The organism is uncultured Helicobacter sp. (genome assembly GCF_949282165.1).
Classification (GTDB): domain Bacteria; phylum Campylobacterota; class Campylobacteria; order Campylobacterales; family Helicobacteraceae; genus Helicobacter_F.
Window position 1 is genome coordinate 126,397 of record NZ_CASDOV010000001.1, and the last position, 18,240, is coordinate 144,636.

Below are 18,240 nucleotides of genomic sequence, written 5' to 3' on the forward strand. Positions count from 1 at the left end.
GTGAGAATCTCACGTGGATTTGTGCTATAATGCGCACTCTCACTTTTTAAGGGGTTGAAAAGGCATTCGACAGGAAGTGTAGAATCTAAGTGCATGTGAGCCGGTAAGCTCTCAAACTGCCAACAGCAATAAACGCAAACAATACAAATTACGCTCCAGCTTACGCAAAAGTGGCGTAAGCCTCATTCCTTTTAGGAGCCGACACTCTAGGAGTTCTAGCCTCTTAGATTCTGTCGTCATCGCGCTAGATGCTTGCTAGGTGAAGTCTTTAGCCTAGCAAAAAGACAAAGAGACTGCTTGTCTTGTGGAGTTTGGGGGTTTTCTCGCAGGCAAAAAGACAAAAATCCTATCTAAACATGTAGAAGCTTAGTGGAAATGCTTTTTGGACTGGGGTTCGATTCCCCACAACTCCACCATTGCTTTTAATCCTCACTCGATTTTGCTGCTTTGTTATGTATTGATATTACTCCCTAGATTCATTATAATGCTTAGACAAATACCACTTGAAGGAGAGCGTTATGACTTTGGTTATAGAAAATGTCAAAGAAGAGTTTGTCCCAGCGTTTAAAGGATTGGCTAAAGGCGTGCAGGCTAAGGTGAGAGCAAAAAAGACGAGGGCGGAGATCATCGCAGAGATGGAGAGGGAAAGTGAAGAGATGACAAGGCTATACAAGGAGGGTAAGCTAAAAACCTTTAGTTCTATGGAAGAATATAGACAATATAGAGGCATAAAATGAAATACACCTTTCATTCAAGTAAAAGGTTTGATAAGGCGTATGATAAACTTATATGTCAAGGATAGAGAGCTTGTTGATACCATCATCGAGAGATTGTGTGATGATGAAATCCTAGAGCCAAAATACAGAGATCATAAGCTAAAGGGCTCGCTAAGAGGGCTTAGAGAATGCCACATAAAGCCGGATTTGCTCCTAATCTACAACAAACAAGAAGATGTGCTTATCTTAAACGCGCTCAATCTAGGCTCACATAGCGAGTTGTTTTAAACGCAATGTGGTAACTAGATGGAGCAGATAATCTGCTACATTGCCACCTAGATTCAATACATCTGCATACTCGCACAATGCAAACTCCCATGCCACTTGATGAGGCTTTTTGCCTTCACACCCACCACGCGCCGATTGGGCAGTGCCTCTTGCAGAATCTTCAGTGCTTTTTTGTCGTTTTTCTTATCGCCATAGGTTGGCACGATGAGCCCGCCATTGACAAACAAAAAATTCGCATAGCTCGCGGGCAAACGCTCCTTTTTGTGGTATATGGGCTTGGGGAATGGCAGCGCGACAAGCCTAAACGCCCTCCCCTCCAAATCCCTAAAGCCCTGCAATTCACGCTCCATCTCGCGCAACGCCTCATGATGCTCATCGTCCCTATCCTCGCATTTGACATAAGCAATCGTGCGCTCATCGATGAAGCGTGCGAGCATATCGATATGGCTATCTGTATCATCGCCACGCAAAAACCCGCTCTCCACCCACAAAATCTGCTTAAGCCCCAGCACGCGAAGGAGCGTAGATTCTATCTCCTGCTTATTTAGATGAGGATTGCGGTTTTTCTCTAGCAGGCAGGTAGTCGTAGTGAGCGCGATACCAGTGCCATTACTCTCGATACTCCCGCCCTCAAGCACGAGGGCTTGGGTATGGAGATTATCAAACACGCCCATCGCGTGCAGCGTGCCACTCATAGCGTTGTCATAATTAGCCCCAAACTTCAGCCCCCAACCATTAAAGCCAAAATCTAGCAAAAGATTCTGATGGTTTTTGCGTATCGTGAGCGGGGCAAAATCCCGCGCCCATATATCATTACTCCGCACATCAAAAATGCGTAAAAGCCCGTTTTTGAGCTCCTTTTTGCAGGCTTTGAGCAGGAGCTTTTTGGCGTCTTTATCGCGCGGATCCACGCACACCCACACGCATTCAAACTCCGCTATTTGCTTGATAAAGCCAATTATACATTCCTGCGCCTCTTTTAGCATAGGCTTCCAATCACTCTTTTTGTGCGGAAAGCCAACTAGCACCGCCTTTTGCTCTTCCCACTCTGCGCGTAGCATACTCTCTCCTTAAGTTAAAATAATCCCAATTATAATCTTTTATTTTTTAAAACCCAAACAAATGCTATAATCACGCCCTTTGCGTGGTATTTTGTATAAGGATAAGAGATGATTTTGAGCATAGAATCTAGCTGCGATGATAGCTCCCTAGCCCTCACGCGCCTTGCAGATTGCAAACTCCTCTTTCACACCAAGCTTTCCCAAGATTCACACCACAGCCCCTTTGGCGGGGTGGTGCCCGAGATCGCCTCGCGCCTGCACGCTGAGAATCTCCCCCTACTCCTCTCTAAGCTCACAGACTTTTTGCGCACGCTTACTCCAAGCGCGCCTCTCTCCCCGCTTAAAGCCATTGTCATTGCCAATCGCCCGGGACTAAGCGTAACGCTTAGCGAGGGTATGTGTATGGCAAACGCTCTCGCGCTAAGCCTCAATCTCCCACTGATATGCCTCAATCATCTCAAAGGGCACATCTACTCGCTTTTTATCGACACGCCGCACGCGCACATTAGCGGGGGGCTAGGCGTGCTGCTCGTCTCGGGCGGGCACACGCAGATTTTGCATATGCGCGATTATGAGCACATCACGCTTGTGGCACAGAGCCTTGATGACAGCTTTGGCGAGAGCTTTGATAAGGTAGCAAAAATGCTCTCCCTAGGCTATCCGGGCGGACCTATCGTAGAATCTTATGCCGCCAAGCATAGCGGCGCGCTGCTGCCTATGCCCATACCGCTTTTGCGTGATAAGCGGCTTAGCTTTAGCTTTTCAGGGCTCAAAAACGCGGTGCGGCTAGAGATACTCAAAGCACAGGGTATCACGGAGAATGGCGCGCAGAGTATCGTGGAGGGGGGCGCGCTAGAGGAGCTAAGAGCGCAAATCTGTGCGAGCTTCCAAGAGGCTGCTTGTGCGCATATCCTTAATAAGCTTAGAATCTACTTTGAGCGATATGGCGCGCATTTCACGCATTTTGGGGTGGTTGGCGGGGCGAGTGCCAATGCCTTTTTGCGCGCTAAGATAGAATCTCTATGCCACGAGTTTGACAAGAGGCTTATTCTGGCGCCGCTAGAGTTTTGCGCGGATAATGCCGCGATGATTGGGCGATTAGCCTGCGAGGCGTATGCGCGCAGGGACTTTAGCCCCCTCAATGATACCATCTCGCCCAAAAGTCTAGCGGAGGATTTTTTGCGAGATTGCGGAGTTGGGATTTAAAATCTTATATCTTTGCCACGCACTCAATGTCGTTTGTGCTTAAAAGTGAGGATTTTGCAATCTCCATTGATGAAAAGTCATACACAAGCGGCTATGTGAGAGGTGTGGTGCGGCTATGGGATTTGCGCATTTTGCTATCCTAATGCTTTTGCTTGAGGTGGGTGGGGTGTAAGCAAAGAGGTTTTAAGCGTTTAGAAAAGCACCTCTTTGCTTGTGTTAAAAGTCTCCATCATCGTCCTAATGCTCGCGTGCGCGATAATTTTTCGATTTTTATCACTCTTAGTGTGAGAGTGATAGTTTTTAAGCACTATCTCGGTGTCAGCGGCTCTGCAGTGATTCCACGCACGCCCGATGTAGGTGCAGATATTGGGCACTGTGATATGCCGCCACTTATCCGCCACATAGATATTTACCCACACGCCGATACTCTGTGGCTTGTGCGCTAACCTCCAATAGCCCACGGGATCCATCGTGACAAGCAGCGGAATGCTTGCAGGCGCGAGCGTGAGGCGCGAGAGGAGCTTGCAGATATTTCCCGCTCCCCAGCTATGCGCAAAAATATACAGATGATAACCGCTAGCGATGAGATGTGGGAGCCACGAGGCAAAAAGAGCCCTGTGATCAAAAGTCGTATAAATCTTGCCCACAAAGGGGATATGCGCCAACCTAGGATAGCTCCCCTGCCTAAAGCTCGCAAACTCCCTAAAGAGCACGCGATGATGGCTATCCATAAGCCCGCCGATGAATACGATGAGGTTTTTATCTCCCGCGGGCTGCGGGGATTGGGAGGATTGCGGGGGTGTGAGCTCGATGATGGTGCTAGATTCTGTGTTTGAGAAAAAGGGATTTGTCTGCGTATATGGGGCTTGTGGCGGGGGCACATCGCCGCTCCATAGGGCAATAGGGAGAAAGAGACTCATACAACTCCTTGTAGCAGACTTATGGCTGCGCGCTAGATCGCGCTAGATTCTGAGATTTGCCCGCTTCAAACTCTTTAGAGAGAATCTCCGCATTCTCTCGCGGATTACCATTCCACAGAGCACTTATCACAGCGCACATATCAGCATTTTTTAGCACTCTTATATTTTCTTTGCTAATCCCGCCGATGGCGCAAATGGGTATCTTTAGCGATTCTTCTGCGCGCTGCAGGATTTCTGCTCCCACACACGGGGCTTTTGGCTTGGTAGGTGAGGGAAACATCGCGCCAAATGCGACATAATCCGCGCCGCTAGATTCTGCCCTCTGCGCACGCGCCAAATCCCCATAGCTCGAAACCCCCAAGATTCCTCCAAATCTCTTGCGGACAAAGCGCAAATCCCCATCGTCCTTGCCGATATGCAGTGCCGGGACACCAAGCGCGATAGCGAGATCTATGCGATCATTAAGGACAAAGAGCACATCGGATTTAGCACAGAGCTCCATCAAGTGCAAAATAATCTCTACAATATCCTTATCTGGGCTATTTTTGTCCCTAAACTGAAAGATTTTCATACCGCCCGCTATGGCTTCTTGCACTTGATGGCTAAGAGTGCTAAAAGGTGTCAGAATCTCATCACTGATGCCATAAAGTCCGCTCAAAAACCGCGCATTATCCCTCATAAATCCTCCAATCTGGCACTTCAAACAAATCCGGAGCGTTGTGCAAATATTCAAAAGGCTGGAAACGCTCCTTGTAACCCATAGAATAGTGGTTTTTAATCCAATATCCCGGGTAAAAATACTTCAAGCCCTTTTGTTTGGCGATTTGGAGCTGCGTGAGGATATTAAATGTCCCTAGGCTCAAATGCCCAAAGTCGTGATCGTAGAAAAAATACACCGCGCTCACGCTATCCCCGAGTATATCCACTAGCCCCACGCCCACGAGCTTAGAATCCCGCACATACAAAAACTCATAGCCATACTCCTGATGTCCTTCTACAAACATTTCGTTATAGCTCTGATCGGTGATGGGCGTGTATTCCCACGATTTTTTGAGATTCATTATGCGATGGTATTTGTCATAAAGGCGGAGGTGCTCATTGCTCAAAGTCGGTTTTTGTATGTATATAGCAGTTTTTTCGTTGTTTTTTAGCACTCGCTTGTGATTTTTGCTAAGCTCAAAATCCCCCACCAATGTGCGCACCGAGACGCATTCCCTGCAAGCCTTGCAAACAGGCACGAAGAAGTATTTGCCAAATCGCCGCCAACCCCGCTCCAAAAGCCCCAGATAAAAGCTCTCCGAGCAATCTAAGATATGAAAATAGCGCATTGTGCTCTCGCGCTCGGCGATGTAGCTGCAATGCTTAGAATCTGAAAAAAACTCAAACAACTTCATCATAGCCCGACATACTGCCTTTTAAATGTCGTAACCTTTTGCACATAGCGACGCGCCTCATCTTGGCTAAGGCGCGTGGTTAGGCGTTTATACACCTGCTCTGGCGAGAGGGAATTGATGACATTAATGGCTTGCTTTCTATCACTATGAAAGGCGCGCAGCACATTGCCACTCCCCGTGTTGTAGGCGGCTATCACGCAGTATTCTTGCGATTTGGGATCCTTGATACCTTGCAAATAGCGGTTAAAAAGTATGTGCAGATACGCACTGCCATATTGGATATTCACCTCTGGTGTGAAAAGCATCGTCTTTGTTGGCACTCCCTTGCTCTTAGTGATAAATTCGTGCGAGTCTGCCCCTGCCGTGCTGGGGACAATCTGCATTAGCCCGTATGCTGGGATATGGCTCATCGCGTAAGGGTTGAAGTTGGATTCTGTATGGATTATCGCCATCACAAGCGCGGGATCGAGGTTGAACTCCTTGGCATAACGCTGCGCTAGGGCTTGGTAGCTATTGCCCGCAAGCTTTTGGTAATCCTCGCTCATCTGCAAATCCACATAATGCACCTTGTGCCCCTTGGCGTCCGTGCGCGTTTTGAGCTCATTTTGCACAAGGTGTTGCGCGTATTTTTTGGCGCGCCACTCATAGAGGATATCCTGCCCCTCATTGTCCTTGATGAGCCCTGCAAGGAAGGGCTTGCCATCGAATTTCACTTCAGAATCTGAATACAAATCCACGCCCCGCGGATCTTTGGGCGTGAGCAAAGTCGTAACAATCGCATTTTGCAAAGCCTGCGTGGGGTTTGCCGTGTCGATGGTTTCTACACGGATTTTGCCGCTTGAGAAGTCGATACTAGACTTTGAGCGGTAGTGATCGCTGTATTTTACGAGCTTGGAGGTGTCTGAGACTTCAAATTCATCATCCGCCCATTTTTTTGCGATGTTGCCACTAAGGTTTATGATCTCCTGCCTGTGGGCTTTGTGCGCCTTGCGGAGGCTTTCATTAGCCTGCTTAGAAAAGTCCGAATTGCTATGCAGCTCGCTCTCTAGGGCGATTTCAGACTGCTCTAAGATGCTATCGCGCGCAAAGAATGAGGTGGAGCGATTAGCCATTGAGGGCTTTTTGGGTTTTTGTGTTGCGCGGATATCCTCCTCATACGCACCCCACATTTTAGAATCCGCCCCCTCCATCAGGATTTGTCGCTTGAGTGCTGCATTATTACCATCGATATTGCAGCCACCAAGCCCACAGAGCAGACATATGCCAAACCAAAAATATTTCACGCCCAAACCTTGTTGTTTAAGTAGATTCTAAAATCCACGCTTTTAAAAGTCTTAAAGCTTTTTGGATTCTCTAAGTCGTGCTAAAGCAAAAAAAATTCCCTTATATTATTTTATTTAATGCAAGTTTTACGGAGTAAAACTTGCTATCGGCAATGAGGGCAAAGCCCCCATTGCCTCCGCTTACGCGAACATACACTGCATTTTCTGGCAAGTTTATAGAATCTCTTAGTGTAATCGCGTCAGGAACGCCCCTTGGGCTAGCACCTTTTTTATAAACCGAGCTAGAGCCTATTATTTAATGCAAGTTTGTTTCACAAACTTGATACCGCTTGCGGAGAGTAAATCTCCGCTCGCTCCGCTGCGCGAACATACACAGAATCTAAATGCGAGATTCTGTAGCTTCTTGGTGTGATCGCGTCAGGAACGCCCCTTGGGCTAACACCTTTTCTATAAACCGAGCCTAGATTCTAAGCAACTTACAGAATCTACTACTTCAAAAAACCTTTAATGAGGCTTTGCCAAATATCAACAATAGTGCGTGCGCAAGCACGAGGCCTAAGCGCAATTGCAAAATTGCGCCATTTTTGCGCAGCAAAAATCAAATCAATGTGTAGCGCGTCAGCGTATCCACTTGAGATTCTGTCTTTGCTCACTTCTTAGAATCTCTTTAGATTCTGTAAGTTGTGCGTCTTTTAGAATCTCCGTGCTAGATTCTGTAAATGTCTTAGAATCTATTGGACTAGATTCTGAATCTGCTTTAGATTCTATCTGTGTTAGAGATTCTGTAGATTCTATATTGCCTAGATTCTGTCTTTGTGCGTGTTATAGAATCTAGCGGGTTAGATTCTAAGTTTCTTTGAGTCGTGTTCTCACGGATATTTTCTAATTTTTCAAGTCGCTTGTTTGCGCAAAAAGAAAGGGGGTTTATCCCCTCCCCGCTCCTAAAGCCCCGAAAAAGAATAAAATGCCGCGTTTTTGCTGTGGCTTACGCTTGCAACCCGTTGGGTCTTTTTGCGCAGCCACAAAGTATATCTTTTGGCGGGAGAGCCTCGCTCTTTCCTTGTCTAGGCAAAAATGCTAAAAATGCACTACTGCATTTTTTTAACGCATTTTTAACACCACGACAAGGGCGAGAGGTGGTATGCGCTGACGCGCTACATATCTTATTTGATTTTTGCTGCGCAAAAATGGCGCAATTTTGCAATTGCGCTAGGCTCGTGCTAACGCACGCACTATCATTTATATTTGGCAAAGCCTCGCACAAGTTTTTTGAAGTGGCAGATTCTGTAATTGTTTTAGATTCTGTAAATACTTTTAAATCTAAACTTGTTTTAGTTTGTAAACTTGTTTTAGTTTGTAAGTTGTGCATTTTGTAGATTCCCTTTTGTGGATTGTGTGAGTTTTTTGGATTCTGAATCTAAGTTACTAAAGCTAGATTCTAAGCCCACACGAGATTCTGTATTTTCTTGAATCTCCGCGCGTGGCTTTGCCCGTAAAATTATCCTGTGCGGAGCACCCTAAATCTCGCCCGCTTCGTGGTGTGCAATCGTTGGAAAAAGGAGGCGCTACTGCCTCCGCAACGATTGCGCTAGAAGCGGATACAGCGAGGCTCTCTCCCCGTTTGCCGTGCCGAAGGCTTGCAAGCAAAGCGCAGCAAAAACAGCGGCGTGCGAAAAAACACAAGATTCTAAAAAATTAGAAAGTATTCGTGAGAAAAAGAATCTAAAAGGCTAGATTCTAAACTTTTGTTAGATTGTGTGTGCTCCTTAGATTCTGAATCTACTCGAGATTCTGCGCTTGGCTTGCCCGGGCATTCTAGGATTTGAGATGAGAAATGTGGGTTGCAAGAAAAAGTGCGAGGGAGTTACCTTAAGCGGTAATGACCGATGCACTTTTTCGCCGCTCCCGCATTTATCGCTCAAAGCCGAATGCCTAAATACAAACAGAGAAGCTAGATTCTATTAATCCACCGCTTGCTAAAAAATCTAGCAATCCCGCCACAGGGCGCTAAGAGCACTACCTGATATTGGCAAGCTTTAAGATAAACTCCACCTCGCCCTTCCCTAGCCGCATTTCCTTAGCGATAGAATCTATACTCCACCCGTCTCTAAAAAGCGCGCTAATACGCTTCTCATCGATACTATTGCCATTGGAGGGCATATAGTTGAGCTCGCGCAGCCTCTCCTCTAGCAGCAGGGTTTTTTCTTCCATATAGTCGTTTTGCTTGTTGATATCAGATTCTAAAATCTCTATTTGCCTCTGCACCTTGATAAGCCCATTACTAATGGCGTCGCGCACCTCTGCCTTTATTTTATTGCCTAGCGCGCTGCTGGTGTATTGGTTCTCTAGCTCGTTGTCTTTGATCCATTTTTTGATTTTATACATTTCTTTGTTGAGATCCTCTATGCCGCGCTCAAAACGCCTCAAACGCTTGTGTGTCTCCATACTGCGCAGATAGTTTGCCACCACGAGCACGATGACGACGAGCAGGCAGGCAATGCTACAAATGATATTGAGATTGCTAATGGATAATTCAAACATTGTGCGTCCTTTTGGCTTATTCCTTGAGGCTTTTTGCGTCTAGTATCATACTGCGCTCGCATTCGGCTACAAAGGTATCAAAATAAGTGCGGTTTTTGATATGGATATGCTCGATTTGGGCGATTTGTGGGTGCAGGACTTTGGCAAATATGCCCACTATCCGCTCGGGGAAAAGCGGCACAAACACGCGCGCATAGATTCTACCCCCAATCTCCCCAAAGCTCTGCCCTGCTCCCAGACACAGCGCATTATGCCCCACAAACGCCAGCCTACCCTCACGAGCTAGCGGTAGGAGATTTTCCTCCTTGTGTGTGAGGAGACGCTCTAGCTTATCGAGCTTTTTATACATTTCTGTGAGAATCTCCACGATCACCATACCCTCCTCGCTCAAAGTGTTCTTAGAGTGCATAGTCTTAATCCACTTGAGCATAGGGCTTTGCTCAAAGCCTGCCAGAGCGGCAAATTCCTCCTCATAGCTCTGCGCGCGCTGCTCATTAATATGCTCATACGCCACACTTAGGGAGCATTTCCCTAGCCTTGTTTGGATGCCTAGAGATTCTAAAAGTGCCTTATACTCCATACTGCCACACTCCATCGATACTCACAAACGCAAAAAACACAAAGCCCAAATAGCCATTAGTCGCAAAAAACGCCTTGGGGATATGGACAAAATCCCTATGCACGAGATACTGCTCATAGGCAAGCATCACAGCGCACACGCCTAGCCCCACATACGAGATCGCTCCTAGAATCTGCGTCTGATAGATAAACACTCCCCAAAACACCACCGCGCATAGATGAAACGCCCGCGAGATATAGAGCGTATTGCGCACGCCAAAGCGCGAGGGTATGGAATAGAGCTTGTGTTTGATATCAAACTCCACATCTTGGAGCGAATAGAGCAAATCAAACCCAGCCACCCAAAACATCACTGCGATACTCAATGCCACGCACCACAGCTCCAAGCTCCCTAGCACCGCGACACAGCCCGCAATGGGCGCGAGGGAGAGAGAGAGCCCAAGCACGAGGTGCGCGAGCGAGGAGAAGCGTTTCATAAACGAATATCCCCCCAAAATCACCAAAAAAGGCAAGGACATCCCAAAGGCAAGGGGATTAATGTAATACGACACGATGACAAAGACAATGGCATTGATAAGACAAAACGCGCTCAACGCCCCAAATCCCACTCTCCCATCGACACTCGGGCGCTTTGCGGTGCGTGGATTGAGCGCGTCTATATCGCGATCTACGAGGCGATTAAACCCCATAGCAAAATTACGCGCGCTCACAAGTGCCAACGCACACAAAAGCAATGTGGGCAGCCCCATCCACACGCCACCGCGCGCTTGCAGGCTCGCCACCACCATAGAGATGAGTATAAAAGCCGCGGAAAAAATCGTGTGTTCAAACATCACAAGTTCATTGAAGTTTTTTATCTTTTGTAGCACCATAGCTCCTAGAGTTATAAAAATTTTGTTTCTAGCACCAAAGACTTTTGGGAGTGACAAAGCCTAAAGCCCATAATGTGCCCTCTTGTGCCGCAAGAGCCCCATATCCATACCAAGCAAATCACTCACCTTTTGCAAATCCCCCTCAGCGCGACTTAGTGCCTGTGCCAAAAATCTGCGCTCTAGCTCCTCAAAATCCCCCGTGCTCTCCCCTGCACTCTCAATCGCAGTGCCAAAAACCCGCTGACGAGATTGCAAAAACAAATCCTGTGGCGTGATATGCTCGCCCTCACTGAGTATCACTGCGCGTTCAATCACTGAGAGCAGCTCGCGCACATTCCCATACCACGGGTAGTTTAGCAGTGCCTCCTCGCTCTCCTTGCTCAAAAGTTTAGGGGCAAAGCCGTATTTTTGCGCCGTCTCTTGGAGCTTGTAGCGCGCGATTTCTAGGATCTCCTCCCTGCGCTCTTTGAGTGGGGGCACAAAGATGGGGATTGTCTGCAGACGAAAAAACAAATCCTCCCTAAAGCCGCCCTGTGCGATTTTTTGGCTGATATTGGCGTTGGTTGCGGAGATAAAGCGCACATCGATGGGGATTTTTTTGGAGCTTCCTAGTCGCGTGAGCGTTTTTTCCTGCAGCACGCGCAGGAGCTTGGCTTGGAGCGCGATTGGCATCTCGCCTATCTCGTCTAAAAACACACTGCCCCCATTAGCGTCCTCCAAAATCCCGGGTTTGGCAGCCGTGGCGTCAGTGAATGCGCCCTTCTCATAGCCAAAGAGCTCAGATTCTAAGAGGTGCTCGGGGATTGCTGCCATATTGATAGCGATAAAGGGCGCGTGGGCGCGCTTAGAATGCGCGTGTATGAAGTTGGCAAACACATCTTTACCCACCCCACTCTGCCCCATCAAAAACACATTAGCATCAGTTGGCGCGACTTTGAGCGCGATGGCTTTGGCAGATTCTAGCGCAGGGGAAGACGCGATGAAAAACTTTGCCTTAGTCTTACGCGCGCCTTTGGGCTCTTTTTTAGATTCTCTACTCTCAATCTTAGTATCCTCTCTCGCCCCTATCGTCTCTGTTGCGTGTCCTCCTAGGATTTTTCGCTCTTTTTTGAGATTTTCTAGCGTCTGTATGAGCTCCTCAAAGCCAAAGCCCTTGACCAAAAAATCTTTCACGCCCAAGCGAATGGCTTTGATCGCATTTTGCACAGACGCATTGCCCGTGATGACGATACTTGTGTATTTGCCCTCTAGTTGGCGCAAAAACTCCAAGCCGTCCATTTGGGGCATATTAATATCCGTGATAATCACATCAAAATCCTCTGGCGTGTGTGCAAATGTGTGGATTGCCTTGAGGGCTTCTTTAGCATTTTTAAAGCTTTTAATCTCATAATCTGGATAGTCGTGAAACGCGATTTCTAGGGATTTGCGGTAGTTTATATCATCTTCTACGATACAGAGTTTCATTGTATTCCTTAAGTTGGCTTATAGAATCTACAAGTTAAAATTATAGTTATTTTGTGCTTAAAGTAAAGGCGATGATGACACACCCCGCTACCCAACCCCCCGCTTTTCAAACCATAGGGAGCTCCACAGAAGGTTTCACAGAGAGATTCACACACACCCCCTCCGATCTCACTCATCTCCCACAAAGCGCGGGAGTGTATCAGTATTTTGATAGCAATGGACGGCTGCTCTATGTGGGCAAGGCAAAAAATCTCAAAAAACGCGTCAAAAGTTACTTCCTCCCAAGCGCTAGACTGAGCCCGCGCATAGCCTCTATGGTGGCGCAGGTACGCGAGATAAAGACTTTTGTAACCCCTAGCGAGCAGGACGCGCTCATCCTAGAAAATTCCCTCATAAAAAGCCTCAAGCCCAAATACAATATCCTCCTGCGCGATGACAAAACCTATCCCTACATTTATATCGATTATAGCGAGGACTTCCCCACGCTAGACATCACGCGCGCTTTGCTCAAAAAGCGTGATATCGCCTATTTTGGTCCATTTAGCACTGGGGCGCGTGATCTGCTAGAAAGTATCCTGCAATCCCTGCCCTTGGTGCAAAAGAAATCTTGCCTTAGGGGTAAAAAGGCGTGTTTGTTTTACCAAATCCGCCGCTGCCTCGCTCCCTGTGAAGGCAAAGTGAGCAGGGAGGAATACGCACAGATTCTCACCCAAGCCATTGAGTTTTTGCACAACAAAAAAAAGCTCCTCTCTCAATTAGAATCTAAAATGCACGCCCTTGCTGAGCACTGCGCGTTTGAAGAAGCGGCAAAAATCCGCGACACTATCGCTAAAATCGCGCAAATGCAAGCCTCCTCAAGCATCGACTTGCTCGATGGGAGCAACCTCGATGTGTTTGTCTTTTGTGCTAATGGGCGGCATAGCGGCGTGATGATGAAGCTTTTTGTGCGCAATGGACGCATAAGCTCGAGTGACGCGCTGCGCATACACGATGAGTCGCTAGATTCTCTAGAATCTGTGCAAAATATAGAATCTATGCAATCTAGCACGCCCGCCCAAGGCGCGCACTCCACACAATCTCCCGCCAAAGCCCTAGAGTCCCCCGCCAAAGCCCTGCACTCGCTCTACACCCAAGCCCTGCTTAACCACTACAAATCCCCCTCGCCCCTGCTGCCAGATTCTATCCTGCTGCCCTATGAAATCGGCGCGCTAGAGGATAGGACGCGCCTAGAGGAGATCTTAAAAACGCGCGTGGGCAAAAAAATCACAATCCTCCAACCCCAAAGGGGCAAAAAACGCGAGCTCATCGCGCTTGCGCAAACCAACGCTAGGGAGCTTATGCAGCTAGAAAGGGAGCAAAGTCTCCATTACGAGCAGAATCTGCAAGCCGTGCGCGAAGTCTTTGGGCTCTTTAATCTGCCCTATCGTATAGAGGTTTTTGACACCTCGCACCATAGCGGGAGCGCGTGCGTGGGGGGAATGATCGTGTATGAAAATGATAGCTTTATAAAGGAGTCCTATCGGCATTATCACCTCCAAGGCAGTGATGAATACGCACAAATGCGCGAAATGCTCACGCGCCGCGCACTTGACTTTGAATCTAACCCGCCCCCCGATCTTTGGCTGCTTGATGGCGGCGCGGGGCAAATCGCTATAGCCAGAGAAATCCTAGAGAGCACGGGCGCGCAAGTGGATGTGCTAGGGATTGCCAAGCATAAGCTAAATGGACGCGCACACCGCGCTAAGGGGAGCGCGGATGATGTGATTTATAGGCTAGATTCTGAAAAAATAGAGCAGGCTATAGAATCTAAAAAACCAAAATCCCAAAACCCCCGCGCAGATTCTGTGGATTTTGTAGATTTTACAGATTCTGAGGATTTTATAGAATCTGCAAAATCCACAGAATCTGCGCGCGCGCTAGAGGGGCAGCCCCGCGGGGATTTTCACGCCTCCCACGCCCTTGGCGATTCCCACACCCCTCACACCCCCCACACTTTTCACACCTCTTACACGCCCAAAGCCCTTGAAGTGCGGCTTTTGCCTAGCGATAAGCGATTGCAGTTTTTGCAAAAACTCCGCGATGAGGCGCATCGCTATGCCATTAGCTTCCATCGTAGCCAAAAGCTCAAAAAACTCACGCAAGCCAAAATCCTCGGCACGCAAAAAAACCTAAGCCCCGCGCAGGTAGATAAGCTGCTTAGAATCTATGGGGATTTTGCGCATATACGCGCGCTCACGCCTAAGCAGATAGCCCAAGCCCTGCGCAAGCCCACCACATAGGGCAAGTTAGACGCAAGCCCACCAAAAAGGAAACCTATGCTCAAATCTATCCAAAACAAGCTCCAAAAAGTTACCATAGAGGGCAAAACCCATATCCTGCTCTATCTCATCGGCATTATCTTTTTGCTCTGCTGGGCTACGGGGTTTTTGGCTCTTGCGGGGCTCAAGGCAGATTATGATAGCAACTACCCCACGCAAAAAATCAGTATGCTCCATGTGAGCGAGATTCAAAACTCATTGCTAGATTCACACACCCAAGATGCCAAGATACAACTCCTTTGGCAGGCGTATAAAAGCGATTTGGAGGAAAAGGCAAGTCGTTATAAATTCCTAAAAATCGTGCGCCAATGGTATCAAAGCACCTTTTTGGGCGAGCAAAAAGAGCAGATAACAAGGCTTTTAGAAGTGCAAAAAAATCTCATCGCAAGCATTGATAGCACGCTCTTAGCGCGCGATAAGATTCGCTACAATCTTTTCACCCAACTCGTGCAGGTAAATATCAATCTCGCCACAATTAATAAAGAAGTGAGCGACTCGCTCTATGGCTTTAGCCTAAAGATTCTAGGATTTTTTCTCTTTGTGCTAGCGTGTATGTTTCTCATTCTCTCTAAAGCCATTACGGATTCTATTAATAGCGCGTATAACTCGCTAGAAAACCTCGTCGCGCAAAAGACTACCGAGCTCCAAAGCCTCAATGACAACCTCCAAAAATCCATAGAATACGAAGTCAAACAAAACCAACAAAAAGATCTCTTTCTCTATCAGCAAGCGCGCCTAGCCTCGATGGGAGAGATGATACACAATATCGCTCACCAATGGCGACAGCCCCTAAACTCCCTCACACTGCTCATACAGAGCTTTAAGACTAAATACGATCAGGGCAAGCTCGATGAGGCATTTCTCTATGCACAGACGGAATACGGGCTCAAAATCGCCAAAAATATGTCTGAGACTATCGAGAGCTTTAGCACATTTTTCCACCCCGATAGGGAAAAAACCTATTTTAGTATCAAAAAGGCTCTGCTAGATTCTCTCGAGCTGCTCTCTGGTGTGCTTTATGAAGAATCTATCCAAGTGCGCACCAACGCGCAGGAGGATTTTGAGATATTAGGGTATGAAAATGCCTTCACACAAGTGGTATTTGTTTTGCTTAATAACGCCATAGACGCGTTTAAAGAATCTAAGCAAAAGCTACAAGAAGCACGCTCAATTAAGATTAGTATCACGCCTTGTGATGAGCATCTTAGCATTATGGTGCGAGACAATGCGGGGGGCATACAGCTTGAGGATATACAAAAGATTTTTGAGCCCTACTTCACCACCAAGCACAAATCCGTGGGCACGGGCATAGGGCTCTATATGGCAAAGCAAATCATCGAAAAGCAGTTTTTTGGGAGGATTGAGGTGCAAAACATCACTTTTGCTCAAACTTTGGATAGCGCGAAAAATTCCGATATTAGCCATAGCAAAGGCAGTGCGTTTAGTATCATCATCCCTTATAGTGCCAATATCCTAAGGCGCATTACAGAATCTAGCGCGCCCAAATCCAAAAAGGAGAGCTAATGAATCGCGTCAATCGTAGCCTAAAAGATCTCACAATCCTCTACGCAGAGGACGATCCAGATACGCTCAATCTCACTGCTATGGTGCTAGAGGATTATGTCGGGCGATTGATACTTGCCAAAAATGGGCAGGAGGCTTGGCATCTCTTTAACCAACACAGAATCGATGCGGTAATCACAGATATCCTAATGCCAAAGCTTAGTGGGCTCGATCTCGTGGGGCTTATCCGCCACTCCACCCAGCCAAATGTCCCCATCATCATCACTTCTGCCCACACAGAGGTGAAATACCTCCTAGAAGCCATCAGCCTCAAAGTCGATAACTACATTCTAAAGCCTATCGAGATAGATTCTCTGCTCAAAGTCCTGCAGCGCGCGATCCTGCCTATGGTGCAAGCCAAGGAAATCGAGGCACAAAATCTCCTCATCAAAGCCATCTCGACTTTTGTGGGCGGGAAAAAAATCGAGATTGTCAAGTTTCTCATCGAGCATTGCGATGAGGATAAGGTGTTTCACGGCTCGTATGAGGATATTTTGGTGCATCTTAATGTCAGCAAACCAACCATTGTCAAGACTTTTAAGCAATTAATGAACGCCGGGATACTCATCAAGGTGCGCAACAAAGTCTATCGCTTCCATCAAGATTTTTTGCTTGAAAATATGCAGCTCTAGGCGGTGGCAGGGCGCGTATTTACACGGATTTAAGCTAAAAGCCGCTACAATCGCGCCTTTTGCTACTTTTACACTTCAATCCACTTCACTAAGGACTTATTAAATGGCTAATGAAAAAATCCGAACACACACGCCTGTGGAAGGCTACAAAATAGAAGATCTCAAGGCAAAGCCCGTCGCCCAACTTATCCAAATCGCTACCAAACTCGGGGTTGAAAACCCCCAAGAATACCTCCGCCAAGATCTCATCTTTGAGATTCTAAAAACCCAAGTAACGCAAGGCGGCTATATGCTCTTTACCGGGATTTTGGAGATTACTCCCGATGGGCACGGGTTTTTGCGCGCTTCAAGCGTGGGCAATAGCCAAAACGATACCTATGTCTCACAGAGCCAAATCCGCCGATTTGCGCTAAGAAATGGCGATATCGTGATGGGACAGGTGCGCCCGCCAAAAGATCAGGAGCGATATTATGCTTTGCTTAAAATCGAGGCGGTAAATTTTATCTCGCTTGATGAGATCAAAAACCGCCCGCTTTTTGACAACCTCACGCCGCTCTTCCCTAGCGAACAACTCAAGCTCGAATACAAATCCGATATGGTGACAGGCAGAATGCTCGATCTCTTTACCCCCATAGGCAAGGGGCAGCGCGCGCTCATCGTCGCCCCGCCCCGCACGGGTAAAACCGAACTGATGAAAGAACTCGCCCACGGCATCGCCAAAAACCACCCCGAAGTCGAACTGATGGTGCTCCTAGTAGATGAACGCCCCGAGGAGGTAACCGATATGGAGCGCAGCGTGAAAGGGCAAGTGTTTAGCTCGACTTTTGATCTGCCCGCCACGAACCATATCCGCGTCGCCGAACTCGTGATAGAGGGAGCAAAGCGCAAGGTGGAGATGGGCAAGGATGTCGTGATACTGCTAGATTCTATCACGCGCCTAGCACGCGCGTATAACGCCGCCACACCCTCTAGTGGCAAGGTGCTAAGCGGCGGGGTGGATGCCAACGCCCTGCATAAGCCAAAGCGATTTTTTGGCGCAGCGCGCAATATCGAGCAGGGCGGAAGTCTCACGATCATCGCTACCGCGCTCATTGACACAGGCTCGCGAATGGATGAGGTGATTTTTGAGGAGTTCAAAGGCACGGGCAATAGCGAAATCGTGCTCGCGCGCAATATCGCCGATCGCAGAATCTACCCCGCGCTTGATATTCTCAAGTCCGGCACGCGCAAAGACGAACTGCTCCTTGGCAAAGACAAGCTCACCAAAGTATGGATGCTGCGCAATGTAATGCACACGATGGATGATGTGGAGGCACTAAGCTTTATCTACAACAAGATGAAACAGACACAGGATAATGAAGAATTCCTCAACGCTATGAATCCCCAAGAGTAGCCATAGGCGG

At 47.7% G+C, this 18,240-nt stretch carries 16 protein-coding genes, 1 other RNA gene and 2 pseudogenes; 9 read left to right on the top strand and 10 right to left on the bottom strand.

Features of this window, described 5'->3' with window-relative positions:
* Nucleotides 1–50: 50 nt before the first annotated feature.
* The 3 genes and pseudogenes from ssrA (at nt 51) to ACH2BK_RS00660 (ending at nt 1,004) form a co-directional block, all read left to right on the top strand.
* Nucleotides 51–416: a transfer-messenger RNA gene (gene ssrA, locus ACH2BK_RS00650) on the top strand.
* A gap of 102 nt (nt 417–518) precedes the next feature.
* The gene (locus tag ACH2BK_RS00655) at nt 519–737 is read left to right on the top strand and encodes a hypothetical protein (protein WP_394995932.1); all 219 of its coding nucleotides are present in this window, start codon (nt 519–521) and stop codon (nt 735–737) included.
* A pseudogene (locus tag ACH2BK_RS00660) lies at nt 734–1,004 on the top strand (type II toxin-antitoxin system YafQ family toxin). Before ACH2BK_RS00655 ends, ACH2BK_RS00660 begins: the two are co-directional and overlap by 4 nt.
* A gap of 53 nt (nt 1,005–1,057) precedes the next feature.
* Here ACH2BK_RS00660 and ACH2BK_RS00665 read toward each other — a convergent pair.
* Nucleotides 1,058–2,065 carry an agmatine deiminase family protein gene (locus ACH2BK_RS00665; RefSeq protein WP_395001701.1) on the bottom strand — a complete coding sequence of 336 codons (1,008 nt, stop codon included), beginning with the start codon at nt 2,063–2,065 and terminating at the stop codon, nt 1,058–1,060.
* Between the two features lie 108 nt (nt 2,066–2,173).
* Between ACH2BK_RS00665 and tsaD the strand changes: the two genes are divergently transcribed.
* The gene (gene tsaD, locus ACH2BK_RS00670) at nt 2,174–3,271 is read left to right on the top strand and encodes a tRNA (adenosine(37)-N6)-threonylcarbamoyltransferase complex transferase subunit TsaD (protein WP_395001702.1); all 1,098 of its coding nucleotides are present in this window, start codon (nt 2,174–2,176) and stop codon (nt 3,269–3,271) included.
* A gap of 191 nt (nt 3,272–3,462) precedes the next feature.
* On the opposite strand, the gene ACH2BK_RS00675 is transcribed toward tsaD, so the two are convergent.
* Genes ACH2BK_RS00675 through ACH2BK_RS00690 form a run of 4 tightly spaced genes read right to left on the bottom strand, consistent with a single transcriptional unit; the run spans nt 3,463 to nt 6,868 of the window.
* Complete coding sequence (locus ACH2BK_RS00675) at nt 3,463–4,191, bottom strand: hypothetical protein (RefSeq protein WP_395001703.1); 729 nt, start codon at nt 4,189–4,191, stop codon at nt 3,463–3,465.
* A gap of 19 nt (nt 4,192–4,210) precedes the next feature.
* A complete protein-coding gene (thiE, locus tag ACH2BK_RS00680; protein ID WP_395001704.1) occupies nt 4,211–4,870 on the bottom strand; it encodes a thiamine phosphate synthase in 660 nt (219 codons plus the stop codon).
* Nucleotides 4,860–5,585, bottom strand: a complete 726-nt coding sequence (locus ACH2BK_RS00685; protein WP_395001870.1) for an arginyltransferase — start codon at nt 5,583–5,585, stop codon at nt 4,860–4,862. The genes thiE and ACH2BK_RS00685 overlap by 11 nt, the downstream gene beginning before the upstream one ends.
* The gene (locus tag ACH2BK_RS00690) at nt 5,585–6,868 is read right to left on the bottom strand and encodes a murein transglycosylase domain-containing protein (RefSeq protein ID WP_395001705.1); all 1,284 of its coding nucleotides are present in this window, start codon (nt 6,866–6,868) and stop codon (nt 5,585–5,587) included. The genes ACH2BK_RS00685 and ACH2BK_RS00690 overlap by 1 nt, the downstream gene beginning before the upstream one ends.
* Before the next feature lie 565 nt (nt 6,869–7,433).
* Between ACH2BK_RS00690 and ACH2BK_RS00695 the strand changes: the two genes are divergently transcribed.
* The gene (locus ACH2BK_RS00695) at nt 7,434–7,703 is read left to right on the top strand and encodes a hypothetical protein (protein ID WP_394995913.1); all 270 of its coding nucleotides are present in this window, start codon (nt 7,434–7,436) and stop codon (nt 7,701–7,703) included.
* Nucleotides 7,704–8,634: 931 nt separating this feature from the next.
* On the opposite strand, the gene ACH2BK_RS00700 is transcribed toward ACH2BK_RS00695, so the two are convergent.
* The 5 genes from ACH2BK_RS00700 to ACH2BK_RS00720 all read right to left on the bottom strand — a co-directional run bounded on the left by ACH2BK_RS00700 (nt 8,635) and on the right by ACH2BK_RS00720 (nt 12,324).
* The gene (locus ACH2BK_RS00700) at nt 8,635–8,790 is read right to left on the bottom strand and encodes a hypothetical protein (protein ID WP_395001706.1); all 156 of its coding nucleotides are present in this window, start codon (nt 8,788–8,790) and stop codon (nt 8,635–8,637) included.
* A gap of 94 nt (nt 8,791–8,884) precedes the next feature.
* Nucleotides 8,885–9,409 carry a hypothetical protein gene (locus ACH2BK_RS00705; protein WP_395001707.1) on the bottom strand — a complete coding sequence of 175 codons (525 nt, stop codon included), beginning with the start codon at nt 9,407–9,409 and terminating at the stop codon, nt 8,885–8,887.
* A gap of 16 nt (nt 9,410–9,425) precedes the next feature.
* On the bottom strand, nt 9,426–9,989 hold the full coding sequence (locus tag ACH2BK_RS00710; RefSeq protein ID WP_395001708.1) for a hypothetical protein: 564 nt from the start codon (nt 9,987–9,989) through the stop codon (nt 9,426–9,428).
* Nucleotides 9,979–10,860 carry a menaquinone biosynthesis prenyltransferase MqnP gene (gene mqnP, locus ACH2BK_RS00715; RefSeq protein WP_395001709.1) on the bottom strand — a complete coding sequence of 294 codons (882 nt, stop codon included), beginning with the start codon at nt 10,858–10,860 and terminating at the stop codon, nt 9,979–9,981. The genes ACH2BK_RS00710 and mqnP overlap by 11 nt, the downstream gene beginning before the upstream one ends.
* 60 nt (nt 10,861–10,920) lie before the next feature.
* On the bottom strand, nt 10,921–12,324 hold the full coding sequence (locus tag ACH2BK_RS00720; RefSeq protein ID WP_395001710.1) for a sigma-54-dependent transcriptional regulator: 1,404 nt from the start codon (nt 12,322–12,324) through the stop codon (nt 10,921–10,923).
* 74 nt (nt 12,325–12,398) lie between these two features.
* Here ACH2BK_RS00720 and uvrC point away from each other — a divergent pair.
* From uvrC to rho, 4 genes and pseudogenes are all read left to right on the top strand, one after another.
* Nucleotides 12,399–14,081 (top strand): annotated as a pseudogene (gene uvrC, locus ACH2BK_RS00725) (excinuclease ABC subunit UvrC); the annotation flags it as partial.
* A 558-nt stretch (nt 14,082–14,639) separates the two neighbouring features.
* A complete protein-coding gene (locus ACH2BK_RS00730) occupies nt 14,640–16,166 on the top strand; it encodes a sensor histidine kinase (RefSeq protein WP_395001711.1) in 1,527 nt (508 codons plus the stop codon).
* On the top strand, nt 16,166–16,837 hold the full coding sequence (locus tag ACH2BK_RS00735) for a response regulator (RefSeq protein WP_394995892.1): 672 nt from the start codon (nt 16,166–16,168) through the stop codon (nt 16,835–16,837). The genes ACH2BK_RS00730 and ACH2BK_RS00735 overlap by 1 nt, the downstream gene beginning before the upstream one ends.
* Nucleotides 16,838–16,940: 103 nt before the next feature.
* Nucleotides 16,941–18,230 carry a transcription termination factor Rho gene (gene rho, locus ACH2BK_RS00740; protein WP_394995890.1) on the top strand — a complete coding sequence of 430 codons (1,290 nt, stop codon included), beginning with the start codon at nt 16,941–16,943 and terminating at the stop codon, nt 18,228–18,230.
* The last annotated feature ends 10 nt before the right edge of the window (nt 18,231–18,240 follow it).

Coding starts and splice junctions, on each gene's coding strand:
- tsaD (WP_395001702.1), top strand. CDS start 2,174: ATGATTTTGAGCATAGAATCTAGCTGCGATGATAGCTCCCTAGCCCTC.
- ACH2BK_RS00685 (WP_395001870.1), bottom strand. CDS start 5,585: ATGAAGTTGTTTGAGTTTTTTTCAGATTCTAAGCATTGCAGCTACATC.
- ACH2BK_RS00720 (WP_395001710.1), bottom strand. CDS start 12,324: ATGAAACTCTGTATCGTAGAAGATGATATAAACTACCGCAAATCCCTA.
- ACH2BK_RS00710 (WP_395001708.1), bottom strand. CDS start 9,989: ATGGAGTATAAGGCACTTTTAGAATCTCTAGGCATCCAAACAAGGCTA.
- ACH2BK_RS00665 (WP_395001701.1), bottom strand. CDS start 2,065: ATGCTACGCGCAGAGTGGGAAGAGCAAAAGGCGGTGCTAGTTGGCTTT.
- ACH2BK_RS00705 (WP_395001707.1), bottom strand. CDS start 9,409: ATGTTTGAATTATCCATTAGCAATCTCAATATCATTTGTAGCATTGCC.
- ACH2BK_RS00675 (WP_395001703.1), bottom strand. CDS start 4,191: ATGAGTCTCTTTCTCCCTATTGCCCTATGGAGCGGCGATGTGCCCCCG.
- ACH2BK_RS00735 (WP_394995892.1), top strand. CDS start 16,166: ATGAATCGCGTCAATCGTAGCCTAAAAGATCTCACAATCCTCTACGCA.
- ACH2BK_RS00655 (WP_394995932.1), top strand. CDS start 519: ATGACTTTGGTTATAGAAAATGTCAAAGAAGAGTTTGTCCCAGCGTTT.
- ACH2BK_RS00730 (WP_395001711.1), top strand. CDS start 14,640: ATGCTCAAATCTATCCAAAACAAGCTCCAAAAAGTTACCATAGAGGGC.
- rho (WP_394995890.1), top strand. CDS start 16,941: ATGGCTAATGAAAAAATCCGAACACACACGCCTGTGGAAGGCTACAAA.
- thiE (WP_395001704.1), bottom strand. CDS start 4,870: ATGAGGGATAATGCGCGGTTTTTGAGCGGACTTTATGGCATCAGTGAT.
- mqnP (WP_395001709.1), bottom strand. CDS start 10,860: ATGGTGCTACAAAAGATAAAAAACTTCAATGAACTTGTGATGTTTGAA.